At 64.0% G+C, this 23642-nt stretch carries 19 protein-coding genes, 1 tRNA gene and 1 pseudogene; 8 read left to right on the top strand and 13 right to left on the bottom strand.

The features are described 5' to 3' along the window. Positions 1 to 36: 36 nt before the first annotated feature. Positions 37 to 498 (top strand): phasin, encoded by a 462-nt coding sequence (locus AC4FWB_RS23360; protein WP_491028588.1) that lies wholly within the window; start codon positions 37 to 39, stop codon positions 496 to 498. 343 nt (positions 499 to 841) lie between these two features. Continuing rightward, a tRNA-His gene (locus AC4FWB_RS23355) sits at positions 842 to 918 on the top strand. A gap of 30 nt (positions 919 to 948) precedes the next feature. Here the strand turns inward: AC4FWB_RS23355 and AC4FWB_RS23350 are convergent. The 10 genes and pseudogenes from AC4FWB_RS23350 to AC4FWB_RS23305 form a co-directional block, all read right to left on the bottom strand. After that, entirely contained in the window at positions 949 to 1092 is a 144-nt protein-coding gene (locus AC4FWB_RS23350) for a hypothetical protein (RefSeq protein WP_491028587.1), read from the bottom strand. Positions 1093 to 1175: 83 nt separating this feature from the next. Then, positions 1176 to 2891 carry a glycerol-3-phosphate dehydrogenase/oxidase gene (locus tag AC4FWB_RS23345; RefSeq protein WP_491028586.1) on the bottom strand — a complete coding sequence of 572 codons (1716 nt, stop codon included), beginning with the start codon at positions 2889 to 2891 and terminating at the stop codon, positions 1176 to 1178. Then, positions 2888 to 3655 carry a DeoR/GlpR family DNA-binding transcription regulator gene (locus tag AC4FWB_RS23340; protein ID WP_491028585.1) on the bottom strand — a complete coding sequence of 256 codons (768 nt, stop codon included), beginning with the start codon at positions 3653 to 3655 and terminating at the stop codon, positions 2888 to 2890. Before AC4FWB_RS23340 ends, AC4FWB_RS23345 begins: the two co-directional genes overlap by 4 nt. After that, a complete protein-coding gene (locus tag AC4FWB_RS23335) occupies positions 3652 to 5178 on the bottom strand; it encodes an FGGY-family carbohydrate kinase (protein ID WP_491028584.1) in 1527 nt (508 codons plus the stop codon). Before AC4FWB_RS23335 ends, AC4FWB_RS23340 begins: the two co-directional genes overlap by 4 nt. 77 nt (positions 5179 to 5255) lie before the next feature. Further along, complete coding sequence (locus tag AC4FWB_RS23330) at positions 5256 to 6113, bottom strand: DeoR/GlpR family DNA-binding transcription regulator (RefSeq protein ID WP_320219915.1); 858 nt, start codon at positions 6111 to 6113, stop codon at positions 5256 to 5258. 141 nt (positions 6114 to 6254) lie between these two features. Beyond that, positions 6255 to 7202, bottom strand: coding sequence for a D-ribose ABC transporter substrate-binding protein (locus AC4FWB_RS23325; protein WP_491028583.1), 948 nt, complete (start codon positions 7200 to 7202; stop codon positions 6255 to 6257). 113 nt (positions 7203 to 7315) lie between these two features. Continuing rightward, positions 7316 to 8296 (bottom strand): annotated as a pseudogene (locus AC4FWB_RS23320) (ABC transporter permease); the annotation flags it as partial. A gap of 92 nt (positions 8297 to 8388) precedes the next feature. Beyond that, positions 8389 to 9927: a sugar ABC transporter ATP-binding protein gene (locus tag AC4FWB_RS23315; protein ID WP_491028582.1), complete on the bottom strand. Its 1539-nt coding sequence runs from the start codon at positions 9925 to 9927 to the stop codon at positions 8389 to 8391. After that, the gene (locus AC4FWB_RS23310; protein WP_491028581.1) at positions 9924 to 10580 is read right to left on the bottom strand and encodes a DUF2291 family protein; all 657 of its coding nucleotides are present in this window, start codon (positions 10578 to 10580) and stop codon (positions 9924 to 9926) included. Before AC4FWB_RS23310 ends, AC4FWB_RS23315 begins: the two co-directional genes overlap by 4 nt. A 341-nt stretch (positions 10581 to 10921) precedes the next feature. Beyond that, positions 10922 to 11176 (bottom strand): hypothetical protein, encoded by a 255-nt coding sequence (locus AC4FWB_RS23305; RefSeq protein ID WP_491028580.1) that lies wholly within the window; start codon positions 11174 to 11176, stop codon positions 10922 to 10924. Between the two features lie 183 nt (positions 11177 to 11359). On the opposite strand from AC4FWB_RS23305, the gene AC4FWB_RS23300 reads away from it, so the two are divergent. The 6 genes from AC4FWB_RS23300 to derI are packed head-to-tail and all read left to right on the top strand — an operon-like array spanning position 11360 to position 17700. Continuing rightward, complete coding sequence (locus AC4FWB_RS23300) at positions 11360 to 12964, top strand: FGGY-family carbohydrate kinase (protein ID WP_491028579.1); 1605 nt, start codon at positions 11360 to 11362, stop codon at positions 12962 to 12964. Then, positions 12954 to 14471, top strand: coding sequence for a glycerol-3-phosphate dehydrogenase (locus AC4FWB_RS23295; RefSeq protein ID WP_491028578.1), 1518 nt, complete (start codon positions 12954 to 12956; stop codon positions 14469 to 14471). Before AC4FWB_RS23300 ends, AC4FWB_RS23295 begins: the two co-directional genes overlap by 11 nt. A 47-nt stretch (positions 14472 to 14518) precedes the next feature. Then, positions 14519 to 15451, top strand: a complete 933-nt coding sequence (locus AC4FWB_RS23290; protein ID WP_491028633.1) for a sugar phosphate isomerase/epimerase family protein — start codon at positions 14519 to 14521, stop codon at positions 15449 to 15451. Between the two features lie 43 nt (positions 15452 to 15494). Next, positions 15495 to 16457: a sugar-binding transcriptional regulator gene (locus AC4FWB_RS23285; RefSeq protein WP_491028577.1), complete on the top strand. Its 963-nt coding sequence runs from the start codon at positions 15495 to 15497 to the stop codon at positions 16455 to 16457. Between the two features lie 7 nt (positions 16458 to 16464). Then, positions 16465 to 17232 carry a triose-phosphate isomerase gene (locus AC4FWB_RS23280; RefSeq protein ID WP_491028576.1) on the top strand — a complete coding sequence of 256 codons (768 nt, stop codon included), beginning with the start codon at positions 16465 to 16467 and terminating at the stop codon, positions 17230 to 17232. A 12-nt stretch (positions 17233 to 17244) separates the two neighbouring features. After that, positions 17245 to 17700: a D-erythrulose-4-phosphate isomerase gene (gene derI / locus AC4FWB_RS23275; protein WP_491028575.1), complete on the top strand. Its 456-nt coding sequence runs from the start codon at positions 17245 to 17247 to the stop codon at positions 17698 to 17700. 84 nt (positions 17701 to 17784) lie between these two features. On the opposite strand, the gene AC4FWB_RS23270 is transcribed toward derI, so the two are convergent. Genes AC4FWB_RS23270 through AC4FWB_RS23260 form a run of 3 tightly spaced genes read right to left on the bottom strand, consistent with a single transcriptional unit; the run spans position 17785 to position 22953 of the window. Then, positions 17785 to 19407: a GNAT family N-acetyltransferase gene (locus AC4FWB_RS23270; protein WP_491028574.1), complete on the bottom strand. Its 1623-nt coding sequence runs from the start codon at positions 19405 to 19407 to the stop codon at positions 17785 to 17787. A 30-nt stretch (positions 19408 to 19437) separates the two neighbouring features. Further along, complete coding sequence (locus AC4FWB_RS23265) at positions 19438 to 20778, bottom strand: HlyD family type I secretion periplasmic adaptor subunit (RefSeq protein WP_491028573.1); 1341 nt, start codon at positions 20776 to 20778, stop codon at positions 19438 to 19440. A gap of 12 nt (positions 20779 to 20790) precedes the next feature. After that, a complete protein-coding gene (locus tag AC4FWB_RS23260) occupies positions 20791 to 22953 on the bottom strand; it encodes a type I secretion system permease/ATPase (RefSeq protein WP_491028632.1) in 2163 nt (720 codons plus the stop codon). Between the last annotated feature and the right edge of the window lie 689 nt (positions 22954 to 23642).

The raw sequence follows: 23642 nt of genomic DNA, 5'->3' as shown, positions 1-23642 counted from the left end.
TTTCTGTCAAAGCCGCTAACCTTGAAAGGTTGGAAAATGTCCAAGACTGGCAAGACCGCTGAGACCATCGAGAACGTTGAATTCCCGAGCTTCGACGCTTCCAAGGCCACCGACCAGATTCGCGCTTTCGCCGAGAAGGGCGTCGAGCAGTCGAAAGAAGCCTATGCCAAGCTGAAGAACGGCGCCGAGGAGACCCAGAAGGTTCTGGAGTCGACCTACGAGACCGCCAAGACCGTTTCCGGCGACCTGTCGCTCAAGACCATCGCCATCCTGCGCGCCAACGCCGAGGCCAGCTTCTCGCATCTCGAAGCCCTGGTCGGCGCCAAGACGCTCTCCGAGGTCGTCGAGCTGCAGACCGCCTTCCTGCGCAAGCGCGCCGAGATGGCCGTCGAGCAGGTCAAGGACTTCCAGACCGTTGCTTCCAAGGCGGTCGAGGACGTCTCCAAGCCGGTGAAGACCGCTTTCGAGAAGGCGTTCAAGGACAGCAAGGCGGCCTGATTCCAGGTCGCAACCTTACGATGCATCAAAACGTCGCATTTCGTCAGACAAATAGATGTGCGATGAGTTGATGAGATGAATACCCGGCGAGTGGAACCTCCTCCCTCTGCTCTCCGGGGTGACCAGCCAGCACCTCCTCCCGCTGGCTCGTAACAGGAAAAGGCCGGCACCTCCTCCCGCCGGCCTTTTCTTTTGCCCAGTTGAAACGATGCGGTTCGCTTCAAGGCCTTTGCCTCATCAAAGGCCTTGAATTAGACTCCGATAGTCCGTATTGGACGCATCGCCGACGATGGAGCCGACGCGGAGAGAATGATTTCTCCTCGGATTGCGCTCAGGCGGATGTGCCGTTGTAGCTCAGTTGGTTAGAGCACCAGATTGTGGATCTGGGGGTCGCTGGTTCGAGCCCAGCCAACGGTACCATCGCCTTGTTTAGAAAAATCGCTGAATTTATTAGATAATTTTCGGTCCCCGATAGCTGATGTCGCGGCCGTTCGCGGTTTTGTGCTCCATCTTGCGGCACGTCGAGAGCGGCGAGCCGGCGAAGTCGCCGCGGTAGACGCCCTCACCGGTATTGTGGAACGTCCAGGTGAGCATCTCGAGCGGGCGCCGCGCCACCGGCAGAGGACAGCGTCTGATCGTGACCTCCGCGCATCGCCGACATGCGTAAAATCAAAAACCTAAAGCGCACGGAGCGAATCTGAAAGATCGCGACGCGCTTTAGGCCCCGACGGTTCAAAGCAAAAGCGATGCCGCTCCGTGAGCTCCTTTGAAGTCGCTTCCAGTTCCTTTTCGCGCCGTTCGGGATTCCATGCCAGCGCAGTCGCTGCGGTGTCGGCAATCTGCTCAAGGTCGCGCCGGCTGAGTCGGCCGGTGATCGCCAGCACGGTGCGGCGCATGACGATGTCAGCCAGGTGGACGACACGTGCGTTGCGCGCCAGCCAATCGATCTCCGCCAGCGTATAGTCGAACGCGTCGGCAAGCGGCTCCGGCCGCCGTCCGGCTTCGTGCGCCAGAATGGCTCGGGCCGTCGTGCCATAGCGATCCAGCAGGACTTCGGCGCGCGCCGGCGACGCTCCTGTCTCAGCCGTGACAGCGCAGATCCAGCGGCTACGCGCAGCCGCATCGGCCGGAAAATCGCGGCCGCCGCCGATGGCGAGGCTCCGCGTGCTCACGCGCCCGGACTGGCCAAGCCTCGCCAGCAGCGCGTCCGTCACCTCTTCGGCAAAGCCGCGGAAGGTCGTCCATTTGCCGCCGACCAACGAGACGATCGGCCAACTCCGGCTGCCGTCGATTTCCATGACAGGCGCCGAGTGGTCGCGGCTGATCAGGCCCGGCGCAGTGCCGTCCGACGCCGGCAGCGGTCGGATACCGGAATAGGCGTAGACGATCTGCTCGCGTCCGAAGGAAAGGCCGGGCAAAAGCTCGCGCAGGCTCGCCAGGAAATAGTCGATCTCGTCATCCTCGCAGCGCACCGTTTCGGGGTCGGCGGCACGAATGTCGGTCGAGCCGACCAGCGCCCGGCCGAGATAGTCGAACACCAGGCATATGCGGCCGTCATTGGCCTCGAAATAGATCATACGACCGTTCAGCGCCTGCAGCAGGTCGGGATGGTCAAGCAGGATGTGCGAGCCCTTGGTGCCGCCGACCAGCCGTGACGGTGCACCGAGCGCTGCGTTGACACGATCGATCCAAGGCCCCGCCGCGTTGACGACGATGCGCGGCCGGAAGCTGCGCTCGCCGCCGTCCGCCAAGGCGAAGCGCACGATGCTACCGTCGCTGCCCAGCAGCCGCGCGTAGTTGAAGGCCTCGGATTCAGAACTGGCCCTTATGCCGTCCTGAAGAAGTTCAAGCACCAGCCGCTCGGGATGACGGACGGTGGCGTCGTAATAGGTACCGGCCGCCACGATGCGTGGCGTCAACGGCGGTATCTCGGTCAGCGCCCGCGCTTTCGACCACAGCGCATGCCTGGGCATGACGCGGTGGCGGGCGCCGTAGAAGTCGTACAAGGCGAGACCGATCTTGATCAGGAGAGCGCCGCGGCTGCGCGGTGCGGTCGTGCTGCCGAAAAGGGTACGCAGCGCCGCCCCGATGCCCGTCAGCCAGGAAAAGATCGGGATGACGGTCGGCAGCGGCCGCACTGCATGCGGCGCGTTGAGCAGCAGAAGGTTGCGCTCCAGCGTCGACTGCGCGACGAGGCCCAACTCGCCCGTCTCGAGATATTTGATGCCGCCATGGATGAGCCGCGACGGCGCGGCGCTGGTGCCGGAACCGAAATCCGCCTTGTCGACGATCGCGATCCTCAGGCCCTGTTCGCACAGATCGCGAAACAGGCCGGCGCCGTTGATGCCGGCGCCGACGATGAGGACATCGACATCCCGTGTTGTCCCGGTCATTGCACCGGCACGATCTTGAGATTGACCCCGGCCGCCTTCAGGCTGTCGGCAATCTCGTCGGGGAGGCCGTCGTCGCTGAGCACGAGATCGAAGTCGGTGAGGTCTGCAAACAGATGCAGCGCCACCTTGCCGAATTTGGAGGAATCGATGAGCAGCACGGTGCGCGAGGCCGCGGCGGCCATGGCCTGCTTTACGCGCACCACCTGCGGATCCTGGATCAGCGTCGCGGTCTTGTCGATCGCCGAAGCCGAGCAGATGAGCAGGTTCACCCTGATCTTCTGCAGGGCGCTCTCGCAGATGTGGCCGATAAAGGCGTTGTAGGTCGGATGGTATTCGCCGCCGAGCAGGATCAGCTTCAGGTCGTCCTTGCCCACCAGCTGTTCGGCCAGGGACAGGCTGTTGGTGACGACGGTCAGCGGCGCAACCTGCGGCAAGAACGGGCCGACCGCGTTGGCGGTGGTCGAATCGTCGAATAGAACAACCTGGCCCGGCTCGATCTCGGCCAGAACCGCCCGGGCGAGCGCCTGCTTGGCGGCGGTCGCATGTGCCTCGCGGAAGCGGAAAAGGCTCTCGTAGACGCCGGACGGCTGGGCGCTGACCGCGCCGTGCAGCTTGCGCAGCACACCCTGGCGTGCCAGCTCATCGACGTGGCGATGGATCGTCATGCGCGAGACGCCAAAAGTCGCGACAAGCTCGTCGATGCGCGCCTCGCCATGCTGAATGATATAGTCGGCAATTTCCTGCCGGCGATTGTCCGCGTTCATGGCTCCCTCTTTTCCGCGAGCGCTTCGATCGACGGCCAGGCGTTGGCGAGGCGGTTGGCGATGTCGCAGTGCAGCCGGTAGCGTCTGTCCATGGCAGCGCTGCGCTCGGGGTCGGGCCGATAGGTGCGGCCAAGCGTGGCGAGCTCGCGCGGATCGTGCCGCGGCGAGGCGAACAGGCCGACGCCGGCTCCGGCGCACAGCGCCGCGCCCCATGCGGCGGCCTCCTCCGTTTCGGTCACCGTGATCGGCATGCCGAGCACATCGGCGAAGATCTGTGCGAAGGCGGGATTGCGGGAAATGCCGCCGGTCAGCCGCGCCTCGCGCGCCGGGAAGCCTTCGCGCAGCGCATCGACGTGAACGCGATGGTTGAAGGCAATGCCTTCGATCACCGCCCGCAGCATGTCGCCGCGGTCATGCCAGCCGCGCAGCCCGAGAAAGCCGGCGCTGGCAGCCGGGCCATGCGGCGAGCCGAACAGATAGGGATGGAAGAGCATCGTCGACGGTCGCGCCAACGCCGCCTCGATTTCCGGACCGACGATGGCGTGGATCGAGCGCCCGTCCGCTTCCGCCGCCGCCCGCTCGGAACCGCACAGCGTGTCGAGGAACCAGTCGTAGTTTGCCGCCGATGCCGGCGAGATCGACATATTGTTCCATTCGCCGGGCTTCAGTCCGTTGCGGCAGAACCACCGGGCGTCGATGCGCGGCGCGGCAGAGACCGTCTCGTTGATGGAATAGGTGCCGGCAACGATGGCGACCACGCCTTGGCCATAGCCGCCGATCCCGAGCGCCGAGGCAGTCACGTCGTGCAGGCCGGCCACGACGGGCGTGCCGGCGACGAGTCCCGTGGACCGGGCCGCTTGCGCCGTGATGGCGCCGACGAACTCGTCCGGCCGCGCGACCGGCGGCAGTGCATCGCCGAGCGCTTCGAGATCGAAGATCGAGAGGATGTCCGGCGCGTACGCTTGCGTATCGACGGCTGTGAACGAGGTGCTCGCCTCGGTGAGATCGGTGCCCAGGCTTCCCGTCAGGTAGAAGCGGAGCCAGTCCTTACAGGCAAGCACGTGGCCGATACGGGCAAAGCGCTCCGGCTCGCGGTCGCGTATCCAGGCCAGAAGCGAAGACGGCGCCGAGGCATGCGGCGTCTGCCCGGTCCGCGACAGAGCCTTCGCGGCCGTCCCGTCGGCTTTCCAGCGGGCCGCAACGTCTCCAGCCCGGCTGTCCAGCGACAGGATGCCGTATCCGAGCGGCCGGCGGTCGCGATCGAGCAAATAGAGCCCGTCGCCGTGCGCCGTCGCGGCGACGGCGGCGATGTCAGAGGCCGGTCGGCCGCAATCGGACACCGCTTGCGCGATCGCTTCGGCGGTGGCCAGCCAGAGGCCGTCCATGTCGCGTTCGACGTGGCGCGGCTCGGACATGATCTGCGCCACCCGGCGGCGGGCCACCGCCAGCGAGGCGCCAGCCTCATCGAAAACCACCGCCTTGGTGACGGTCAGGCCACTATCGATTCCCAGCAGACAGGGCATCCACTCCTCGCCACGCACATAACGTGCGGCTCTTGGGAAATGCCCATATCACGATGTTAAATTAACATCAATGAGTGTTACAATTCTCCTTGCCGCACGGGGGCGACGACGACGTTCATGCCGCGCTCCTTCATCGTCTCGACCTGCCTGGGAGGGGTTCCGTCGTCGACGACGATGACGTCGAACTCGTCAAGCGCGCACATGGCATGCAGTGCCCGGCGTTCGAACTTGGTGTGGTCGGCCAGCAGGATGCGCATGGCGGCGCTGTCGAACATGGCGCGCTTGGTTTCAACCATTTCCGGCGACTGGTGGAAAACCATGCCGTCGGTGATGGCCGACATCGACATGAAGACGCGATCAGCCCTCAGCCGCCGGATCTCCGTGACCGTGACCGGCCCCATGAAGGCATTGCACCAGTTATAGAACTGGCCGCCAAGCCCGAGCAGCGTGAGGTCTCGCGTGCCCTTCAGCTCGTTCATCAGGGTGATCGAGTTGGTGATCGCCGTCAGCGGCACGCGCGCCGCCAGATGCGGCACGAGCTGCAGGACGGTGGTGGAATCGTCGAAGAAGACGGCTTGGCCGGGTTCCAGGAAGGCCGCCGCCGCCTGCGCGATCGCGCGCTTCTCGGCCGCCTGGCGCGACGAACGGTAGACGTCGCTCGATTCGATCAGGCTGGTCGGGGCAGCCGAGACGATGCCGCGCGTCTTGCGCAGCAGGCCCTTCTCGACCAGTTCGTCGAGGTCGCGATGCGCGGTCATCAGGCTGATGCCGAAGCGTTCGGTGAGGTCCTCGATGCGCATCGTGCCCTCGGCCAGGACGGCCTCGGCCATCATCTGCCGGCGCGCAAGCTGGCGCGCGTGGCGGCTGTCTGCGGGCACCTGATCCCCGGCAAGGGTCTTCAACGCCTGCTCGGGCCGAATCTCGCGATCTTTCATCCAAGCCTCTCCTGCCGATGCCATTCGCATATCTGGCGCCGATGGCAAGCGCTGCCTTGAGGGCAAGCAGTGTTTTGCGCATCGAATGCATTTTGCGCGGCAGGAAAAGGGGCGCGCATCGTACGCGCCCCAGTCCGCGGTTTACTGCGTAAGCGTGAACGGTCCTGTGTATTTGTCGACATTGTCCTTGGTGATCAGGGCGCAATCGAAGAGCTGCTTCTCGGAGGATGCGCCTGTCGAGCCGGTCTTGATGAACTTGTCGGCCTGCTTCACGGCTTCGGCCGAGAAGACCGCGACAGGCTGCAGCACCGTGTATTGCATTTCGCCCGCCTTGACGGCGGCGACCGCGTCCGGCGAGCCATCGAAGCCGCCGACCTTCACCTGGTCGAGCTTGCCCGCTTCCTTCAGCGCCGCAATGGCGCCAAGGGCCATCTCGTCGTTGCCGGAAATGACACCCACGATGTCGGGGTGGGCCTGCAGCAGCGATTGCATTTTCTGGTAGCCTTGGGTGCGGTCCCAGTTGGCCACTTCCTTGCCGCCCTTCTTGAGGTCCGGATACTGGGTAAGCACGGTCTCATAACCGTTCGAGCGGGTTGCCGCGTTGTTGTCGGCCGGGTTGCCGAACAGCTCGACATAGTTGCCCTTGTCGCCGATCGCCTCGACCCACTGCTGCGCGCCGATTGCGGCGCCTTGCGCGTTGTTGGAGACGAGCTGCGCCTTGGCGAGACCATCCTGGTTGATCTCGGCGTTGACCAGGAAGACCGGGATGTTGGCGGCAACCGCCTTCTTGACCGCGCCGATCGAGCCGTCGGCATTGGCCGGGTCGAGGATGATCGCCACCGATTTGTTGGTGATGGCTGTGTCGATCATCGTGCTTTCGGCATTGGTATCGCCCTTGTGGGCGCTGACATTGGCGGTGTAGCCGAGGCTCTCGGCCGTGGCCTTGGCGACCTGGCCCTCGGTGAGCCAATACGGATTGGCCGGATCGGTCACGATGATGCTGATCAAACCCGCCGCCCAGGCATGGCTTGCCATGAACGGCAGCGTCGCGGCCGCGACCAAGAGCATTCTTCTGGCTTTATCGATCATTTCTCTCACTCCCTTTGTAGATTGCGGTTGCAGATTGCGGTTGCCGATTTGTCTCGGCCTTCTTTCCGGTCGGTCTCCTTGCGTCCCGGAGAAGCTTGTGGCGAGGCGCGGCGTCACTGTCGGACGCCGCGGGCCCCGTACTGGATGGTGTTCATGAGCACGGCGAGCACGATGACGGCGCCGGTGAAGACGGTCTGCCAGTAGGAGGACACGCCGATGATGACGAGGCCGTCCGAAAGAAAGCCGATGACGAAGGCGCCGAGCATGGTGCCGCGCACCGTGCCGCGGCCGCCGGTCAGCGCGGCGCCGCCGATGACCACCGCCGCGATCGCAGTCAGCTCGTAGGTGGTGCCGGCGGTCGGTCCGGCCGAGGTCAACTGCGATGAGAGCACCAGGCCGGCGATAGCCGACAGGATACCGGAGAGCGTGTAGACCGTGATCTTGACCCGCTTGACCGGCACGCCCGACAGGTCGGCCGCGTTCTCGTTGCCGCCCGAGGCATAGAGCCAGCGGCCGAAGGAGGAGCGGCTGAGCATCAGCCCGGTCAGCACGGCGAGGACCGCCAGGACCACCACGCTGATCGGCACGCCGAAGAGCCGGTTGAAGCCCAGCCAGTCGAAGCCGGTGTTGCCGAGCTCTGGCCGGCCGGCGAGGTTGTTGTAGGTGAGGCCGTTGGTCATCAGCAGCGCGATGCCGCGCGCCATGTACATGACGCCGAGCGTAGTAACGAAGGCGGGCACCCTGAACCAGGCGATGAGGATGCCGTTGAGCGCGCCGAGCACGGCGCCGAGAGCGCAGGTCAGCACCACCACAGCCCACACCGGCGGAAACAGGATGACGCCGAGCGGTTTCAGCTCCACGCCCTGCATCAACGCACCCGCGACGACGCCGCACAGCGCCAGGATCGAGCCGACCGACAGGTCGATGCCGCCACTGAGTATGACCACCAGCATACCGATCGCGAGTATGCCGTAGATGGCTACATGCGAGGACATGATCAGCAGGTTGGAGACGGTGAGGTAGTTCGGCGACAGAAACGAGAAGACGACGATGATGGCGATCAGCGCGAAGAAAGCGCGGCCCTTCAGCAAAAGCTTGATGGGGTTGGCTGTTCCCTTGACCGCTGCGGCCGGGGAAGAGAGGCGGTTGGCGCTCGTTTGCGTCATTGTTCGTTTCCGTGTTCCGCTCAGGCCGCGACGGCCTCGCCCGAGGCGGCCATGATCTTTTCCTTGGTGATGTCCGAGGTGAACTCGGCAGAGATCCGGCCGCGCCGCATGATGATGATGCGGTGGGCGATCGACAGGCATTCGTTGACTTCCGATGTCGTGTAGACGACGGCCTGCCCGGCCGCCGCGTGGGCTGCCAGAATTCGGAACACCTCTGCCTTGGCGCCGATGTCGATGCCGCGACTGGGTTCATCCAGCAGGATAACCTTGGGATCGGTGGCGAGCATCTTTCCGATGACCACCTTCTGCTGGTTGCCGCCGGACAGCGACCCGATCGGCACGTCCGGCCCATCGGTCTTCACGGTCACGGCCCTGATTGATTTCTGGATCAATGCCCGCTCGAGCTTGAGGGAGGTGAAGACCCCGCGCGCGAACTCCCTGATCGAGGCGAGCGAAAGGTTCTGCCCGACCGACATCGTCTGGACGAGCCCGTAGCGCTGGCGATCCTCCGGCACGAGCGCAAGGCCGCGGGCGATGCGCTCGCCGATGGCAAGATGGGAAATCTCCTTGCCCTCGAGCACGATCTCGCCGGACGTCGCGCTCAGCTTGCCGGCGACGGTTTCGAGCAGTTCCGTCCTGCCGGCCCCCATCAGGCCATAGATGCAGACTATCTCGCCGGCCCTGACGTCGAGCGACATGCGGTCTACGACGTTGTAGCCGCCTCCGGCCGGATCCGGCACGGTCAGGTCGCGGACCGAGAGCATGACCGGGCCGAAATCGTAGCCGGTTGGCGGATTGCCCAGATCATAGTTCTCGCCGACCATGTTGCGCACGATCCATTCCAGATCGATGTCGGCGCGCGGCGCGTAGGCGGTCATGTTGCCGTCCCGCAGCACCACGGCATGATCGGTGATCTGCAGGGCCTCCTCGAGATGGTGCGAGATGTAGACGATCGACACGCCCTTGGCGGTGAGGTCGCGGATCACATTGAAAAGAACCTCGACCTCGGTGGCGGAAAGCGCCGATGTAGGCTCGTCCATGATGAGGATCCGGCTGTCGACCGAAAGCGCCCGGGCGATCTCGACGATCTGCTGCTGTCCGAGGCGCAGCTCCTCGATAGGGGTGAGCGGATCGATGTCTTCTTCGAGTTCCGCCAGCAACTCGCGGACCTGGCGTTCCTCCTCGGCGTAGTTGACGCCGGTCGGACCATTGATCTCGCGGCCCATGAAGATGTTGTCGCGAACCGACAGATTGGGCGCGAGGCTGAGCTCCTGATGAATGATCGAAATGCCGTGGTTGCGCGCATCTGTGGAAGAGGAGAACACGATGGGCTGGCCGTCGAGAATGACCTCGCCGGATGTCGGCTGCACCACACCGGAGAGGATCTTCATCAGCGTCGACTTGCCGGCTCCGTTCTCGCCGAACAGTGTCGTCACCTGGCCGCGGTGAATGTCGAAGTTGACGCCCTTCAGCGCCTTCACGCCGCTGTAGGACTTGGCGATGTTGCGCGCCGCCAGAACCACTTCACCGGCAGGCCGGGAGATCGCAACGTCGCTCATTTGACGGCGACCTTCACCGGCGTGATCAGCCAGTTCTTCGGGTTGATGAGACGAAAGGCGCCGAAGACTTCCAGCGTCTTGCCCGAGAGGGTCGCGGTATCGATCCCATCGAGGGTCGCCTTCTTCATGGCGCGGTTGATGCCCGAGCCGGCGTCCTGAAACTCGATCTGGTTCTTGAACTTGCCGAAGGCGATATCGCCCGGCGCATCGCGCAGGTCGGTCCCGTTGATGGCCGGGCCGGTCTGCAGCCGCACATGGATGTCGGCCGGCACGCCATCGGCCTTGAGGTCGTAGATGCCGGACTTCGCTTCGCCTGCCACCGCCGTCAGCCTGATCGGGATGATCGCGCCGGTCGATGAGGCAGTTCCGTACTGTTTGGCGGCTGCGTTCTTGTCGGCCATGACCTCCGGTCCGAAGGTCGCGGCGTTGACGGCGTGCTCGACAACGAAAGCCTGGATACGCGGGAACTCTTTTTCGCCGAACCGGTCGGGCGAAAACGCCTCCTGGCTGGCGTCGGCGGACGATCCGATCTGGACGACCTTGGTGTCGAGCGCGATCGCGGCAAGGACTACGACGCCGAGACCGATCGCAATCATCAGGCCGCGGCGCGACGCGGCAGGAGCCTTCGGCGTCTGGGCTGACATGACGTTCATCGTTCAGATACCTGCTTGCGACGGAACGGGGCGGGCACTGGCTGATGCGCACGGCCTGACGTCTGCCGCCTGTCGGTGACACGGCATCCTCGGGTCAGCTGCTTGCATCGATCTTCTCCACCCTTGACCTGCGATGCGGCGTCTTCCTCCCCGCTGCATCTTTTCCAGTTCAAACTTATGTTATATTCGTGTTATCTTTTGCGTCAAGTATGTTAAGTCGAAGTTCCGCTTTGGCATGGATTTTGACCCGCTGGGAGGGCTTCCAGTCATGCGAATTTTCAAAGGCCGCCTCCCGCCGAGACCGGGCATCGCCGGTTGCCACCGTGACCGATCATGGGCGGCTATCCGTCCTCATAGACGCGGCATGAAGGCGCTGCAGTCCCGAAGTGATTTTCAATAAATGTATGATTTTGCGACGTTTTTATCTCACCATTCCATGCCGAGCTGCGAACTGAAAACAAGGCTGAAGGGTCGGGTCGCTTGTTTGAATGCTCTCCCATTTGCTTGGCGAAGACGACGTAAGGCGGATCGTTGCCTTCATTCTCACTAAAATGAGCGTAGCTGAAAAAATTTTCGATGTCTGCAAAAAAAATCAACAGTTGTGTTATTTCCATGATAATTTAGAATGAAGCCAAAGGAGCGCCGTTACGCGGGAGTGCGCAGCGACGCATCTTCGTGCGGCCACACGTTCGCGGCGAGCCGCAGGCGGAAAACGAGGAGGAAAACAGACATGCCCTGTTGCCGATCCAGGCATGTTCGCAGCGGAAGCGGAGCGGTCCGTGGCTGGCGCTGACGTTATCGTAGGCATCGATTCCGGCACGTCGGTCATCAAGGCGGTCGCCTTCGAGCTGAACGGCCGCCAGATTGCGTCGGCTTCGGTACCGAACCGGTACGCGGCCGGCGCCGACGGCTCGGCGACGCAGTCGCTCTCCCGGACCTGGCGCGACTGCGTGGCGGCAATTCGAGGGCTTGGCGACAAGGTTGAAGACTTGGCGGCGCGCACCGCCGCTCTCGCGGTGACCGCGCAGGGCGACGGCACCTGGCTCGTTGGTCGTGGAAACAAGCCGGTCGCCGATGCATGGCTCTGGCTCGACGCGCGCGCGTCGCCCACTGTCGAGCGCCTGGCTGCCGGCCCGCTCAGCCGCGCCCGCTTCGAGGCGACGGGAACAGGGCTGAATACCTGCCAACAGGGCAGTCAGATGGCGCATATGGACCGCCACTCGCCCGACCTTCTCGACCATGCCGAAGTCGCGCTGCACTGCAAGGACTGGCTCTATCTGAACCTGACCGGCGTGCGCGCCACCGACCCCTCGGAGGCGGGCTTCACCTTCGGCAATTTCCGTACCCGCCGCTACGACGATACGGTCGTCGAGGCGCTCGGCCTTTCCCGGCGGCGCAAGCTCTTGCCGGAGATCATCGACGGCACGATGGCGACCCATCCGCTTACCGCCGAGGCAGCGGCCGAGACAGGCCTGAAAGCGGGCACTCCGGTCAGTCTCGGCTATGTCGATATGGTCATGACCGCGCTCGGCGCCGGGGTCTGCGGCGGCGAGGGAGACGTCGCCTGCTCGATCGTCGGCTCGACCGGCGTCCACATGCGTGCCGTGCCGACGGGCAGTGTCCGCCTCAACAAGGAGGGTTCGGGCTACGTCATTGCCCTGCCCATTCCGGGTCTGGTGACGCAGGTGCAGACCAACATGGCGACCTCGCTCAACATCGACTGGGTCCTCGGCCTGGCGGCGGATGTGCTGAAGGAATTCGGGCACGAGGCCAATCACAGCGATCTGGTCAGCCGCATCGATCAGTGGCTCGCCGCAAGCCGCCCCGGCCAAGTCGTCTATCATCCCTACATTTCAGAGGCCGGCGAGCGCGGTCCGTTCGTCAACGCCAACGCCCGCGCCGGGTTCGTTGGCCTGTCGGTCAGCCATCGCTATCCGGATCTGGTCCGTGCCGTCATTGAAGGGCTAGGGCTTGCCATACGCGACTGCTATGCGGCGATGGGCGATCTGCCGTCAGAGCTGCGGCTCTCAGGCGGCGCGGCTCGTTCTAAAGGATTGCGCGGCATCCTGTCGGCGGCGGTTCATGCGCCGGTGCGTGTCTCGTCGCGCGAGGAGGCAGGCGCCGCCGGTTGCGCGATGATGGCGGCAGTCGCCATCGGCGCGTATCCTGACATGAGCGCCTGCATCGCCGAATGGGTCACGCCGCTGCTCGGGCCTGTCGAGACGCCCGATCCAGCGCTGATTGCTGCCTATGACGGCCTTTTCACGGCATTCTACGCGGCGCGCCATGTCCTGGGACCTGCCTGGGACGCTCTGGCCGCCGCGCGCCGCAACGCAGCAGGCGCCTCCGCCGAAACGCCTGAAGGAGCAAGAGATGGGGCTTGAATCGAGCACGGTCGATCTCTTCGTCATCGGCGGCGGCATCAATGGCGCCGGCATCGCCCGAGACGCGGCAGGTCGCGGCCTTTCGGTCGTGCTGTGCGAGAAAGACGACCTTGCCGAGGGTACCTCCTCGCGCTCCGGCAAGCTGGTGCATGGCGGCCTGCGCTATCTCGAATATTACGAGTTCCGGCTGGTACGCGAAGCCCTGATCGAGCGCGAGGTGCTGCTCAAGGCCGCGCCCCATATCATCTGGCCGATGCGCTTCGTCCTGCCGCACAGTCCGCAGGATCGGCCGGCCTGGCTGGTGCGGCTCGGCCTGTTTCTCTACGACCATCTGGGCGGTCGAAAAAAGCTGCCGGGCACGCGCACGCTCGACCTCAGGCGCGATCCGGAAGGAGCGCCGTTGCTCGACCGGTACACGAGCGGCTTCGAGTATTCCGACTGCTGGGTGGATGACGCGCGGCTCGTGGTGCTCAACGCCGTCGGCGCGGCCGAGCGCGGGGCCGAGGTGCTCACCCGCTCGCCTGCCGTTTCGGCCCGCCGCGAAGATGGTGCCTGGACGGTAACGACAAGAAATTCGATGACAGGGCAAACGCGCATTTTCCGCGCCCGCTGCATCGTCAATGCCGCCGGCCCATGGGTTTCAGACGTCATTGGCCGTGTTGCGGGATCGAACTCGTCGCGCAACGTGCGCCTCGTCAAAGGCAGCCACATCATCGTGCCGAAGTTCTGGCAGGGGGCGAATGCCTATCTGGTGCAGAATCACGACAGGCGCGTCATCTTCATCAACCCCTATGAAGGGGAAATGGCGCTGATTGGAACCACCGATATCGCCTATGACGGCCGTGCCGAGGACGTGAAGACCGACGAGAGCGAGATCGACTATCTGCTCGCGGCGGTGAACCGCTACTTCAAGGAGAAGCTGAGGCGCCAGGACGTGCTGCACACCTTCTCCGGCGTGCGGCCTTTGTTCGACGACGGCAAGGGCAACCCGTCCGCCGTGACGCGCGACTACGTCTTCGACCTCGACGAGACCGGCGGTGCACCGCTGCTCAACGTCTTCGGCGGCAAGATCACGACCTTCCGCGAGCTGGCCGAGCGTGGCGTGCGCCGGCTGAAGCATATTTTTCCTCAGATGGGCGCGGACTGGACCGAGAATGCGCCGCTGCCCGGCGGCGAAATTCCCAATGCCGACTACGAGACCTTCGCCAATGGCCTGCGCGAGGCCTATCCCTGGATGGCACGCGATCTCGTGCATCACTACGGGCGGCTCTACGGCGCGCGCACCAAGGACGTCGTCAAGGATGCGGCAAGCCTGGATGATCTTGGCCGGCATCACGGCGGCCTGCTCTACGAAGCTGAGGTGCGCTATCTCGTCGCCAAGGAATGGGCGCGCACGCCTGACGACATCCTGCTTCGGCGTACCAAGCACCACCTGCATCTTACCGAGGCCGAACGGCACGCCTTCGCCAGATGGTTCGAGGCCGAGCGCCTTGCCGAGGCAGCGTGAATGCCGATGCGACTTCGACCCAGAACTACCTTGCGGACCGACACGTCATGGCGCTGACGCTTTCCCTGAACACCAACCCGCTGGTCAACCGCTTTGCCGAGCCGGACGACCTGATCGAGACCGTCGCCCGCGGGCTCAGGCTGCGCGACCTGCAACTGACGCACGAGTTCATCAATCCAAGCTGGCCGGCGCCGGTGATCCGGCGGCTGACCCGGCTGATGACGGCGGCGCTGCGGCGCACCGGCGTTCGCGTCTTAAGCGGCATGACCGGCCCCTATGGCCGGCTCAACCATTTCGGCCATCCCGACCGCGATGTGCGCCGATACTATGTCGACTGGTTCAAGACCTTCGCCGACATAACCGCCGACCTCGGCGGTGTTTCCGTCGGCACCCAGTTCGCCATCTTCACCTTCAAGGACCATGACGACCCGGCCCGGCGTGAGGAGCTGATCCGGATCGCCGTCGACTGCTGGGCGGAGGTGGCTGAGCACGCCAAGGCGGCTGGCCTGCGGTACGTTTTCTGGGAACCGATGAGCATCGGGCGCGAGTTCGGCCAGACGATCGCCGAATGCCTGAAGCTGCAGGACAGGCTGACCAAAGCCGAAATGGCGGTGCCGATGTGGATGATGGCCGACATCGACCACGGCGACGTGACCAGCGCCGATCCGGATGACTATGATCCCTATGCCTGGGCCCGCGCGGTCCCCAAGGTGTCGCCGATCATCCATATCAAGCAAAGCCTTATGGACAAGGGCGGACACCGGCCCTTCACCGCCGAGTTCAATAACAGGGGCCGCATCCAACCCGAGCCGCTGCTGAAGGCCCTGGCGGAAGGCGGAGCCGTCGACAACGAGATCTGCCTGGAGCTGAGTTTCAAGGAACGGGAGCCGGACGATCGGCAGGTCATCCCGCAGATCGCCGAAAGCATAGCCTTCTGGGCGCCCCATATCGACACCGGCGTGCAAAGCCTGAATATCTGAGCCGGCCGATGGTGACGCCCAAACGCGCGATGAAGGACTGCAGATGTTGAAACGCTCAGGTCAACCGGACCCGGAAGGGTCGCTCGCCATCCGCGCCGCCTGGCTGCATTACGCCGGCGGACTCACCCAGGCCGAGGTGGCGAAGCGACTGGGACTGCCCTCGGTGAAGGCGCATCGGCTGATCGCCCGGGCTGTGGCCGACGGCGCGGTGAAAGTCTCGATCGACGGCGAGATCGTCGAATGCGCCATGCTGGAGAACCGGCTCTGCGATCGGTTCGGGCTGAACTTCTGCGAGGTCGCGCCGGATCTGGGCGAGGAAGGGCTGCCGCTGCGGGCGCTGGGGATCGCGGGCGCCAGTTTCCTGCGTCGCGAGATCGAGCGCGGCGAGGACAGCGTCATCGGTATCGGCCATGGCCGCACGCTCGCCGCCGCGGTGCATCAGCTGCCGCGCTTCGAGGCCGCCGGCGTGCGCTTCGTCTCGTTGCTTGGCGGCCTGACGCGCAACTATGCCGCCAACCCGCATGACGTCATGCATCGGCTGACCGAAAAGACCGGCGCACAGGCCTATGTGATGCCGGTACCCTTCTTTGCCAACTCCGCGGAAGACCGCGAAGTGCTCCTGGCGCAGCGCGGCGTGCGCGAAATCTTCGAGATGTCGAACCGGGCGACGCTGAAATTCGTCGGCATCGGCACGGCGGATGCCGGCGCCCAGCTCGTGGCGACCGGCATGATTGAGCCGCGCGAGATCGCCGAGATCACTGCCGTCGGCGGCGTCGGCGAAATGCTCGGCCACTTTTTCGACGCGCGCGGCCGGTTGCTGGAAACAACCTTGACCGCCCGTACGCTCGCCGTCGATCTGGACGGGCCGGCGGACAGCCGCATCATCGCCATCGCCGGTGGCTCCACGAAGATTGAGGCGATCCGCGCGGTGCTGAAGAGCGCGCGGTTGAAGGGTCTTATTACCGACGAGCCGACGGCCCGGGCCCTGGTCGACGAAACAGGATGACCATCGCATGACGCAGCCGAAGCAAGTCTGGATCGGTACCAGCTGGAAGATGAACAAGACGCTCGCCGAGGCGCGCGCCTTCGCCAGCGCGCTTTTGTCCGATCCCGCCGGCGATCCGCGTATCCAGCGTTTCGTGATACCGCCCTTCACGGCGGTGCGCGAGGTCAAGGCGATGCTGAATGACACCACTGTCAAGGTCGGCGCGCAGAACATGCACTGGGCCGACGAAGGCGCCTGGACGGGCGAAATCTCGCCAACCATGCTCAAGGACTGCAACCTCGATATCGTCGAGATCGGCCATTCCGAACGGCGCGAGCATTTCGGCGAGACGGACGAGACGGTGGGCTTCAAGACGGAAGCCGCGGTGCGTCACGGCCTCGTTCCGCTTGTCTGCATCGGCGAGACTCTGGCCGAGCGCGAGGCGGGCCGCGCCAGCGAGGTGCTCGGCAGGCAGGTGCGCGGCGCGTTGTCGAAACTTACCGCCGCGCAGAAGACCGCGCCGATCCTGTTCGCTTACGAGCCGGTGTGGGCGATCGGCGTCAACGGCATACCGGCGACCTCGGACTATGCCGACGCCCGGCAGGCGGAGATCATCGCCGCCGCCGAGGACGTGCTCGAACGCAGCGTGCCCTGCCTCTATGGCGGCTCGGTCAATCCCGGCAATTGCGCCGAACTCATTGCCTGCCCGCATGTCGACGGGCTGTTCATCGGGCGCTCCGCATGGGCTGTCGAGGGCTATCTCGACATCCTCGGCAGATGCGCCGCAACGTTGTAGAAGGAGTTGACTATGAGACTTGCAGTGGCTGGAGACAGCGCCGGCGAAAGCTTGGCGAAGGTTCTCGCCGACTACCTGAAGGACAAGCACGAGGTGTCGGAGGTGTCGCGCACCGAGACCGGTCCCGATCCCTTCTACGCCAATCTTTCGGACCGCGTCGCCAGCGATCTATTGGCAGGAAAGTATGACCGGGCGATCCTGATCTGCGGCACCGGCATCGGCGTCTGCATTTCGGCCAACAAGGTACCGGGCATTCGCGCCGCTCTCACCCATGACACCTATTCGGCCGAGCGGGCGGCGCTCTCCAACAATGCCCAGATCATTACCATGGGTGCGCGCGTCATCGGCACGGAAGTCGCGAAGGCCATCGCCGACGCATATCTGAAGGAAGCCTTCGATCCGAAAGGCCGCTCGGCCGGCAACGTCGCCGCCATCGACGAAGTGGACGCCAAGTACAACGTTCGTTAGCTGCGGAGCCATGTAGTCGAAAAAAGCAATTGAAAACAATCGCTTGTAGAGATCCGACCCGTTACGGCAATTAAGATCCGTCCATCAAGCGCCGACAGGCTCGAGAAGGGGCGGATTTGCCTTCGCCGGATCCAGCTTGATGTAGCAGGGGCCCGCATCCTGTTTCAGCTTTTGCAGCTGCATGCGCGCCTTGGCACGAAGCACAGGATCGACAGGTCCGTCGGGCCGATCCTTGACCGCACTGAGCACCTTTGCCGCTTCGTCCACCTGCCGAAGCTGCGCCAGGCTGCGGCCAAGGCCGTATTGCGCTCCGGAAAGCTCCGGATTGAGCTCGAGCACCTTGCGGAAGGCCTCCGCGGAGTCCGCGTGCCGGCTGAGCGCCTGAAGTTCGATGGCGAGCCTTGACCACGCCTTGACCGATTTCGGTGCGATCTCCACGAGCGATCCGAAAGTGTCGGCCGCTGACCAGTGATCGCCTTTCGCGGCCAGCAATTGGCCCAACCCGTAGAGCGTGCGCGGGTGGCTCGGGCTGACCTCCAATATCTGGCGGTAGCCGTTTTCGGCGTTGGCAAGGTTGCCTGCTTCGTGGAATTTGGTCGCCTGCTCCAGCACGCTCCCAACGGACCTCTCGTCAATCCGGTCGCCGAGATTGCGCCCGGTGATGGTCTTGACCATGACACAGTGGATCGCTGTCTGTCCGACGCCGAACGCGTATTTGTAGGGCTCGTTGCCGCGCAGGAAGTCATAGACGCGAAAACCCTGTTCGATCGCGCGCCGGATGCAATAGGCATGCAGCACCAATCCCGGTGGCATGTGGTTGGCGGTCTCGTCACGTCCGGCGAGGTTGAAAAGCATCGCCTTCTTGACCGGATCAATCAGTATCGCCAGTCCTCCGAGCGGTTTGTCCCCCTGCCACAGGATCGGCATGAACAGCGATCCGCTCTCGAAGACATCCTTGAATGTCTTGCGGTTGGACCTGATCAGGCCGGGCATGGTGTTACCCTTGCGCGAGCCCCATTTGATGCGCCACATGTCGAGGACGATATCGATGTCGCGGTCGATGGTCGAAAGGTCGGCATGCGTGATGCGAAATTCGTCGGATCCGTCCAGCTTCCGCAAGAAGCGCCTGATCTTCTGGCGCGTGTTCGAGCTGGTCTTCTGCTCGAGATAGGTGTCCCAGTCCTCCGGCAGGTCGATGGCCGTGCAGATGCAGTTGTCGACATTGTCGGCTTTGTTGATGCGGTCCATTTTGTGGGCGGTGAGCCGCTTGTCGGCGAGATTGTCGAACAGCAGGCGGCGCCGCGCTTGCGACATGCGCAGATTTTCGAGATGCAGCTTGGCCCAATTCATCTCCAGCAGATGTTTGGCAAGGGCGGGGATCGCGCGCTCTGCAGCCCCGGGCGCGCAGATCATGCCGGCGTATTCCGACGCGTAATTGCCGGCCAGGTTGATTTCGTTGTGGCAGAAGCCGGTTTTCCTGTTCAGCCTGGTGCGCAGCCGCAGCGGCAGCAAGGCGACATAGGGGGATCCTTTCGGTCCGGTCCGGGCCGCCAGGATCGACCAGGTCCCTTCGAACCGGCGCAGATAAGAAGACAGGAACGTCCAGGAGACGAAAAACTGAGCTTCGGGATCCCTTTCGTAAAGATCATCCCAGTTTTGCCGGAGCGCGTTCAGACCCTCCCTTGTCGTGATGACGTCGATCTGCATGGTTTCCCCCGACCCTTGTCCTTTGTTGCCTCACTGTTCCATGAAAGCTCGCGCCATGCTGTCGGCGATCGGCTTCGTCAGATAGCGGAAAAATGTCCGCGGATGCTCTTGCACCATTATTTCGGCCGGCATGCCCGGCGTTGGTGAAAAACCATGCACCTTCGCCAGCTCGCTCGCCGGCACGCGTACGCGAGCAAGATAGACTTCCTTTGGCACCGGGCCTTGCATCTCGGGCAAGGCATCGGCCGAAACATAGTAGACTTCGCCTTCCAGAACCGGCGTGGTGCGGCGGTTGAGCGCGATCAGCCGGATCGAGGCCTTCTGCCCGACCTTGACGTTGTCGATGTCGGTGCGCGGCACCTGCGCCTCGATGACCAAGGGCACATCGGAGGGCAGGATCTCGAGGATCGCCTTGCCGCTTTCGATGACGCCGCCGGCGGTGTGGTAGTACATGCGTATGATCGTGCCCGGCACCGGAGCATTGATGGTCACCCGGCGAAGCACATTGTCCGCCTCGCGCGACTGCTCGCGCACGGCGTCCAGCTCGGCTTCCAGGCTCTGCAGTTCCTGGAGCGCCGCCTGGCGATAGGTGTCCTTCGTCTGGGAGATCTGCTGCTCGAACCTGACGATCTGTTCGCGGTTTTCGGAAACTTCCGCAACCATCTTGCCGATCTGACCGTCGGCGTCGGCCATCGCGCGCTGGATCGCCTTCACCTCGGTGCCGCGGATCAGCCCCTGGTCGAGAAGCTTCTGCTTGCCCTGGTACTCCTCCTTGAGGAATTGCAATTGCCGCCGCACGGAGGATATCTGCTCCTCGATTCCCTCATTGCGGAATTCCATCGCCTTTTTGTTCTGATCGAACAGCGCTATGTCGCTGTCGCGTTTGCTTTCCGCGGCTTCGAAATTAAGCTGCTGGCTTTCCATGATCGGCGAGATTTCTGGGTCTGACCGGTTGTCGAGGATGATCGCCGGGAACTGGATCTTGGCTTTGCCTTGCACCTCGGTATTCAAGCGGGCCGAGATGGCCTCGAGCCTCGCCATCCTTAGGAACAATTGCCGTGCGTTGGTCTGGGCGGCGGTTTCATCGAGCTTGATCAGCGGCTGGTCGAGGCTGACATGATCGCCTTCGTTAACCAGGATTTCCTTGATGATGCCGCCTTCGAGATGCTGGACGACCTTGTTTTGCCCGGTGGCGACGAAGCTGCCCTGGGCGATGATGGCGGATGCCAGTGGCGCCGTGGAAGCCCAGGTGCCGAAGCCGCCGAATGCCACCACAATCAGCAGCAGGCCAATCATTGTCTGCTTCCAGATCGAGCGTGGCACCTCCGAGTACCATTCGATGTCGTGAACTTTTGCGATGTCGGCTGTCATTTGCACGCCCCGCTACTGGATTTGATGGCCGAACGAGCCGTCTTCGATGCTCAGCCCGCGGCCCGCCAATGCCTGCAGGACATCCTGGCGCATGCCGAACAGGGCGACGGTGCCGTTGACGAGCAGCAATATCTTGTCGACGCTCTTCAGCAGCGATGGCCGCTGGGTGATGGTGATGACCGTGATCTTGTTCTCCTTGGCGTGCTGGAGTGCGCGCTCCAGGGCGGCGTCACCGGCCGAGTCGAGGTTGGAGTTCGGCTCGTCGAGCACGACCAGGCGCGGATTGCCGAAGAAGGCGCGTGCAAGCGCGACACGCTGCTTCTGCCCGCCGGAAAGCGGAGCCCCGTCGGCGGCGACGAAGGTCTCGTAGCCATGCGGCAAGGTGGAGATCATTTCGTGGACGTCGGCGAGCGCCGCCGCCTGGTAGATTTCGGCATCGGTCACGTCGTCGCGCATGCGGGCGATATTGGCCTTGATCGAGGCGGGAAACAGCTGAACGTCCTGCGGCAGATAGCCGATGTTCTCGCCGAACTGGCGCGGATCCCAGTTGCGCAGGTCCATCAGGTCCAGCCGGACGTTGCCTGATGTCGGCAGGATCGAACCGACCAGCATTTTGCCCAGCGTCGTCTTGCCGGCGCCCGAATTGCCGATGATCGCAAGGGAGTCGCCAGGCGAGAGGGAGAACGACAGACCGTTGAGCACGACGCGTTTGGTTCCCTGCGGCACGAAGAGAAGACGTTCCACGTCAAGACGGCCCTCGGGACGGGGCAGGTTAAGCCGTTCGAAATTCAGCGGTGACGTCTGCAGCAGCGATGCGATGCGGCCATAAGCGGAGCGCGCATGCACGACGTGGTTCCAGCCCTCGATGGCGCCTTCGATCGGGCCAAGCGCACGGCCGGCGATGATGGACGCGGCGATGACCATGCCGCCGGTGAGTTCGCCGTCGATCGCCAGATGCGCGCCCCAGCCAAGCATCGTCACCTGAGTCAGCAGCCGCACCGCCTTCGACAGCGTGGCAAACATGATGTTGCGATCCTGCGCGATGACCTGCGCGCGAAGCGAGTTTGCCGTGTCCTTGCCCCAGATCTTCACCGCCTCGGGAATCATCGCGAGGGCGTTGATGATCTGGGAGTTGCGCGACATCGAATCGAGATGGATGTTGGCCTTGGTCTGGTGCGCATTCGCCTCGCCGAAGGCACCGGCCGTTGCGCGTTGGTTGACAAGGGTGATTATCAGCAGCAGCAGCGCCGAGGTGGCGACGATGAATCCCTGATGCGGGTGGATCAGAAACACCGCCAGCATCATGATGGGGGCCATCGGCGCGTCGAGGAACGACAGCAGCGTGCCGGACGTCAGGAAAGTCCTCAACTGCTGTAGGTCGCCCAGAACCTGATATTCCTTCCCGTTGCTGTTGAGGGAGGCCCTGGCCGCGGCGCTGAGGATCGGCGCGCCCAGTTGGGCCGCGACCTCCACCGCCGTTCGCATCAGGATGAAGCGGCGTAGCGCGTCGAACAGCGCCTGCAGCAATACGGCACCGACGATCACAATCGTCAGCATGATAAGGGTGTCGGCGGAACGGCTGGTGAGGACGCGATCCGAAATCTGGAACAGATAGATCGGGATCGCCAGCACCAGCATGTTGCACGCGACCGTGAACATCATCACGATCAGCAGGTTTTTCTTGACCGCGCTCAGACCGGCTTTGAGAGCGCGGCTAAAATCGACCGGGCCGAGGCGTTTGTGAAAGGCGCCGCTGCCGCCGCCACCGCCTCCGCCACGCCGGCCATTGTCGTCGCCGCGGGGAGGATCGCCGCCATCAGACGTGCGCTGTCTTGCCAAGACTGGACCGGTGTCGCCGTCTATTGTGATCATGCCCGGTGACTTGGGCACATCCTTCATTTCGGATGGTTTCTCGGGCGTTTCTGGAACCGCCTTGGCCTTGGGCTCGGCCGTGCGCTGCGGCGCGGGTTCCGGCCTTGCCGTTGCCTGCGCGGCCGGCAGGCCTTGCTTCGATACGGCCGCGGCCTCGGGTCCGGCAGCACGTTGGGACGAGGGCTCCGGCTTTGCCGCAGCCGGTGCCGCCGGAGCACCGCTCTTCTCGACTGTGGGAACCGTCCCTGGTCCCTGCGCCGGGCGCGCAGGTCCGGCCTGAGGTGGAGGCGTTACCGGCAGCATGGGTTCCGGAGAGACCGGCGAGCGGACTTCCCTGGCGCCGATCATGGTGCTGGGGCTTGATTGCCGGGCTGGTTCTGACTTGGCCGGTTCCGACTTGGTCAGCTCCGCGCTGGTTGGCCGGTCCTGGGACGCGAGGTTTGGCTTGTCGGTGGATAGCGCCGGCCTGGAAATTGGCGCAGGCGTTCCGTCGGGACGTATCTGGCTGGGTGCGTTCGACGGGCCGCTGGAACGCGATGCCGCCTGCTGAACTGAATGCGCTTTTTCCTCTTGCCGCCTCTCCTGCATGGCAGGTCCGGATGTGGCAGGGGCGGCGCCCGGCTTTTTTGCCGCCGCAGCCTGCGGCGCCACGGCTGGATCTGCCGGGGCCGCCGTTGTCTTGGTCTGACTGCCGGCCGGCGCAGATGCGGCGGATGCGACAGAAGGTCCAGCTGTTCCCCCTGATGGTGCCGCCTTGGCCTGGGATGCCGCGGCAGGCGGTGTGGCCTGCTCTACCGGGGGCCTGGCCTTCGTTTGCGCTGTCTCGGCGGTCTGGCTGCGGGGCTGGGGCAAAGCCGGGTCCTGCCCGGACTTCGCTCCCGGATTGGCCGCAACGTCGTGCAATTGGCCAACGACGGTATCGATAGCTTTCATCGTCCGGTCGATGGCCCGTTCATGCTGCTGCAAGGCGCTTGAAAGTGTTTTACGCGGCA

The organism is Mesorhizobium sp. LEGMi-168a (genome assembly GCF_058312955.1).
This window is presented reverse-complemented; position numbering and strand designations above follow the sequence as displayed.

Bases quoted from the DNA above. Each gene is read 5' to 3' on its own strand.
- AC4FWB_RS23360 (WP_491028588.1), top strand. From the start codon at position 37: ATGTCCAAGACTGGCAAGACCGCTGAGACCATCGAGAACGTTGAATTC.
- AC4FWB_RS23350 (WP_491028587.1), bottom strand. From the start codon at position 1,092: ATGCTCACCTGGACGTTCCACAATACCGGTGAGGGCGTCTACCGCGGC.
- AC4FWB_RS23345 (WP_491028586.1), bottom strand. From the start codon at position 2,891: ATGACCGGGACAACACGGGATGTCGATGTCCTCATCGTCGGCGCCGGC.
- AC4FWB_RS23340 (WP_491028585.1), bottom strand. From the start codon at position 3,655: ATGAACGCGGACAATCGCCGGCAGGAAATTGCCGACTATATCATTCAG.
- AC4FWB_RS23335 (WP_491028584.1), bottom strand. From the start codon at position 5,178: ATGCCCTGTCTGCTGGGAATCGATAGTGGCCTGACCGTCACCAAGGCG.
- AC4FWB_RS23330 (WP_320219915.1), bottom strand. From the start codon at position 6,113: ATGAAAGATCGCGAGATTCGGCCCGAGCAGGCGTTGAAGACCCTTGCC.
- AC4FWB_RS23325 (WP_491028583.1), bottom strand. From the start codon at position 7,202: ATGATCGATAAAGCCAGAAGAATGCTCTTGGTCGCGGCCGCGACGCTG.
- AC4FWB_RS23315 (WP_491028582.1), bottom strand. From the start codon at position 9,927: ATGAGCGACGTTGCGATCTCCCGGCCTGCCGGTGAAGTGGTTCTGGCG.
- AC4FWB_RS23310 (WP_491028581.1), bottom strand. From the start codon at position 10,580: ATGAACGTCATGTCAGCCCAGACGCCGAAGGCTCCTGCCGCGTCGCGC.
- AC4FWB_RS23295 (WP_491028578.1), top strand. From the start codon at position 12,954: ATGGGGCTTGAATCGAGCACGGTCGATCTCTTCGTCATCGGCGGCGGC.
- AC4FWB_RS23290 (WP_491028633.1), top strand. From the start codon at position 14,519: ATGGCGCTGACGCTTTCCCTGAACACCAACCCGCTGGTCAACCGCTTT.
- AC4FWB_RS23285 (WP_491028577.1), top strand. From the start codon at position 15,495: ATGTTGAAACGCTCAGGTCAACCGGACCCGGAAGGGTCGCTCGCCATC.
- AC4FWB_RS23280 (WP_491028576.1), top strand. From the start codon at position 16,465: ATGACGCAGCCGAAGCAAGTCTGGATCGGTACCAGCTGGAAGATGAAC.
- derI (WP_491028575.1), top strand. From the start codon at position 17,245: ATGAGACTTGCAGTGGCTGGAGACAGCGCCGGCGAAAGCTTGGCGAAG.
- AC4FWB_RS23270 (WP_491028574.1), bottom strand. From the start codon at position 19,407: ATGCAGATCGACGTCATCACGACAAGGGAGGGTCTGAACGCGCTCCGG.
- AC4FWB_RS23265 (WP_491028573.1), bottom strand. From the start codon at position 20,778: ATGACAGCCGACATCGCAAAAGTTCACGACATCGAATGGTACTCGGAG.
- AC4FWB_RS23260 (WP_491028632.1), bottom strand. From the start codon at position 22,953: ATGCTGCCGGTAACGCCTCCACCTCAGGCCGGACCTGCGCGCCCGGCG.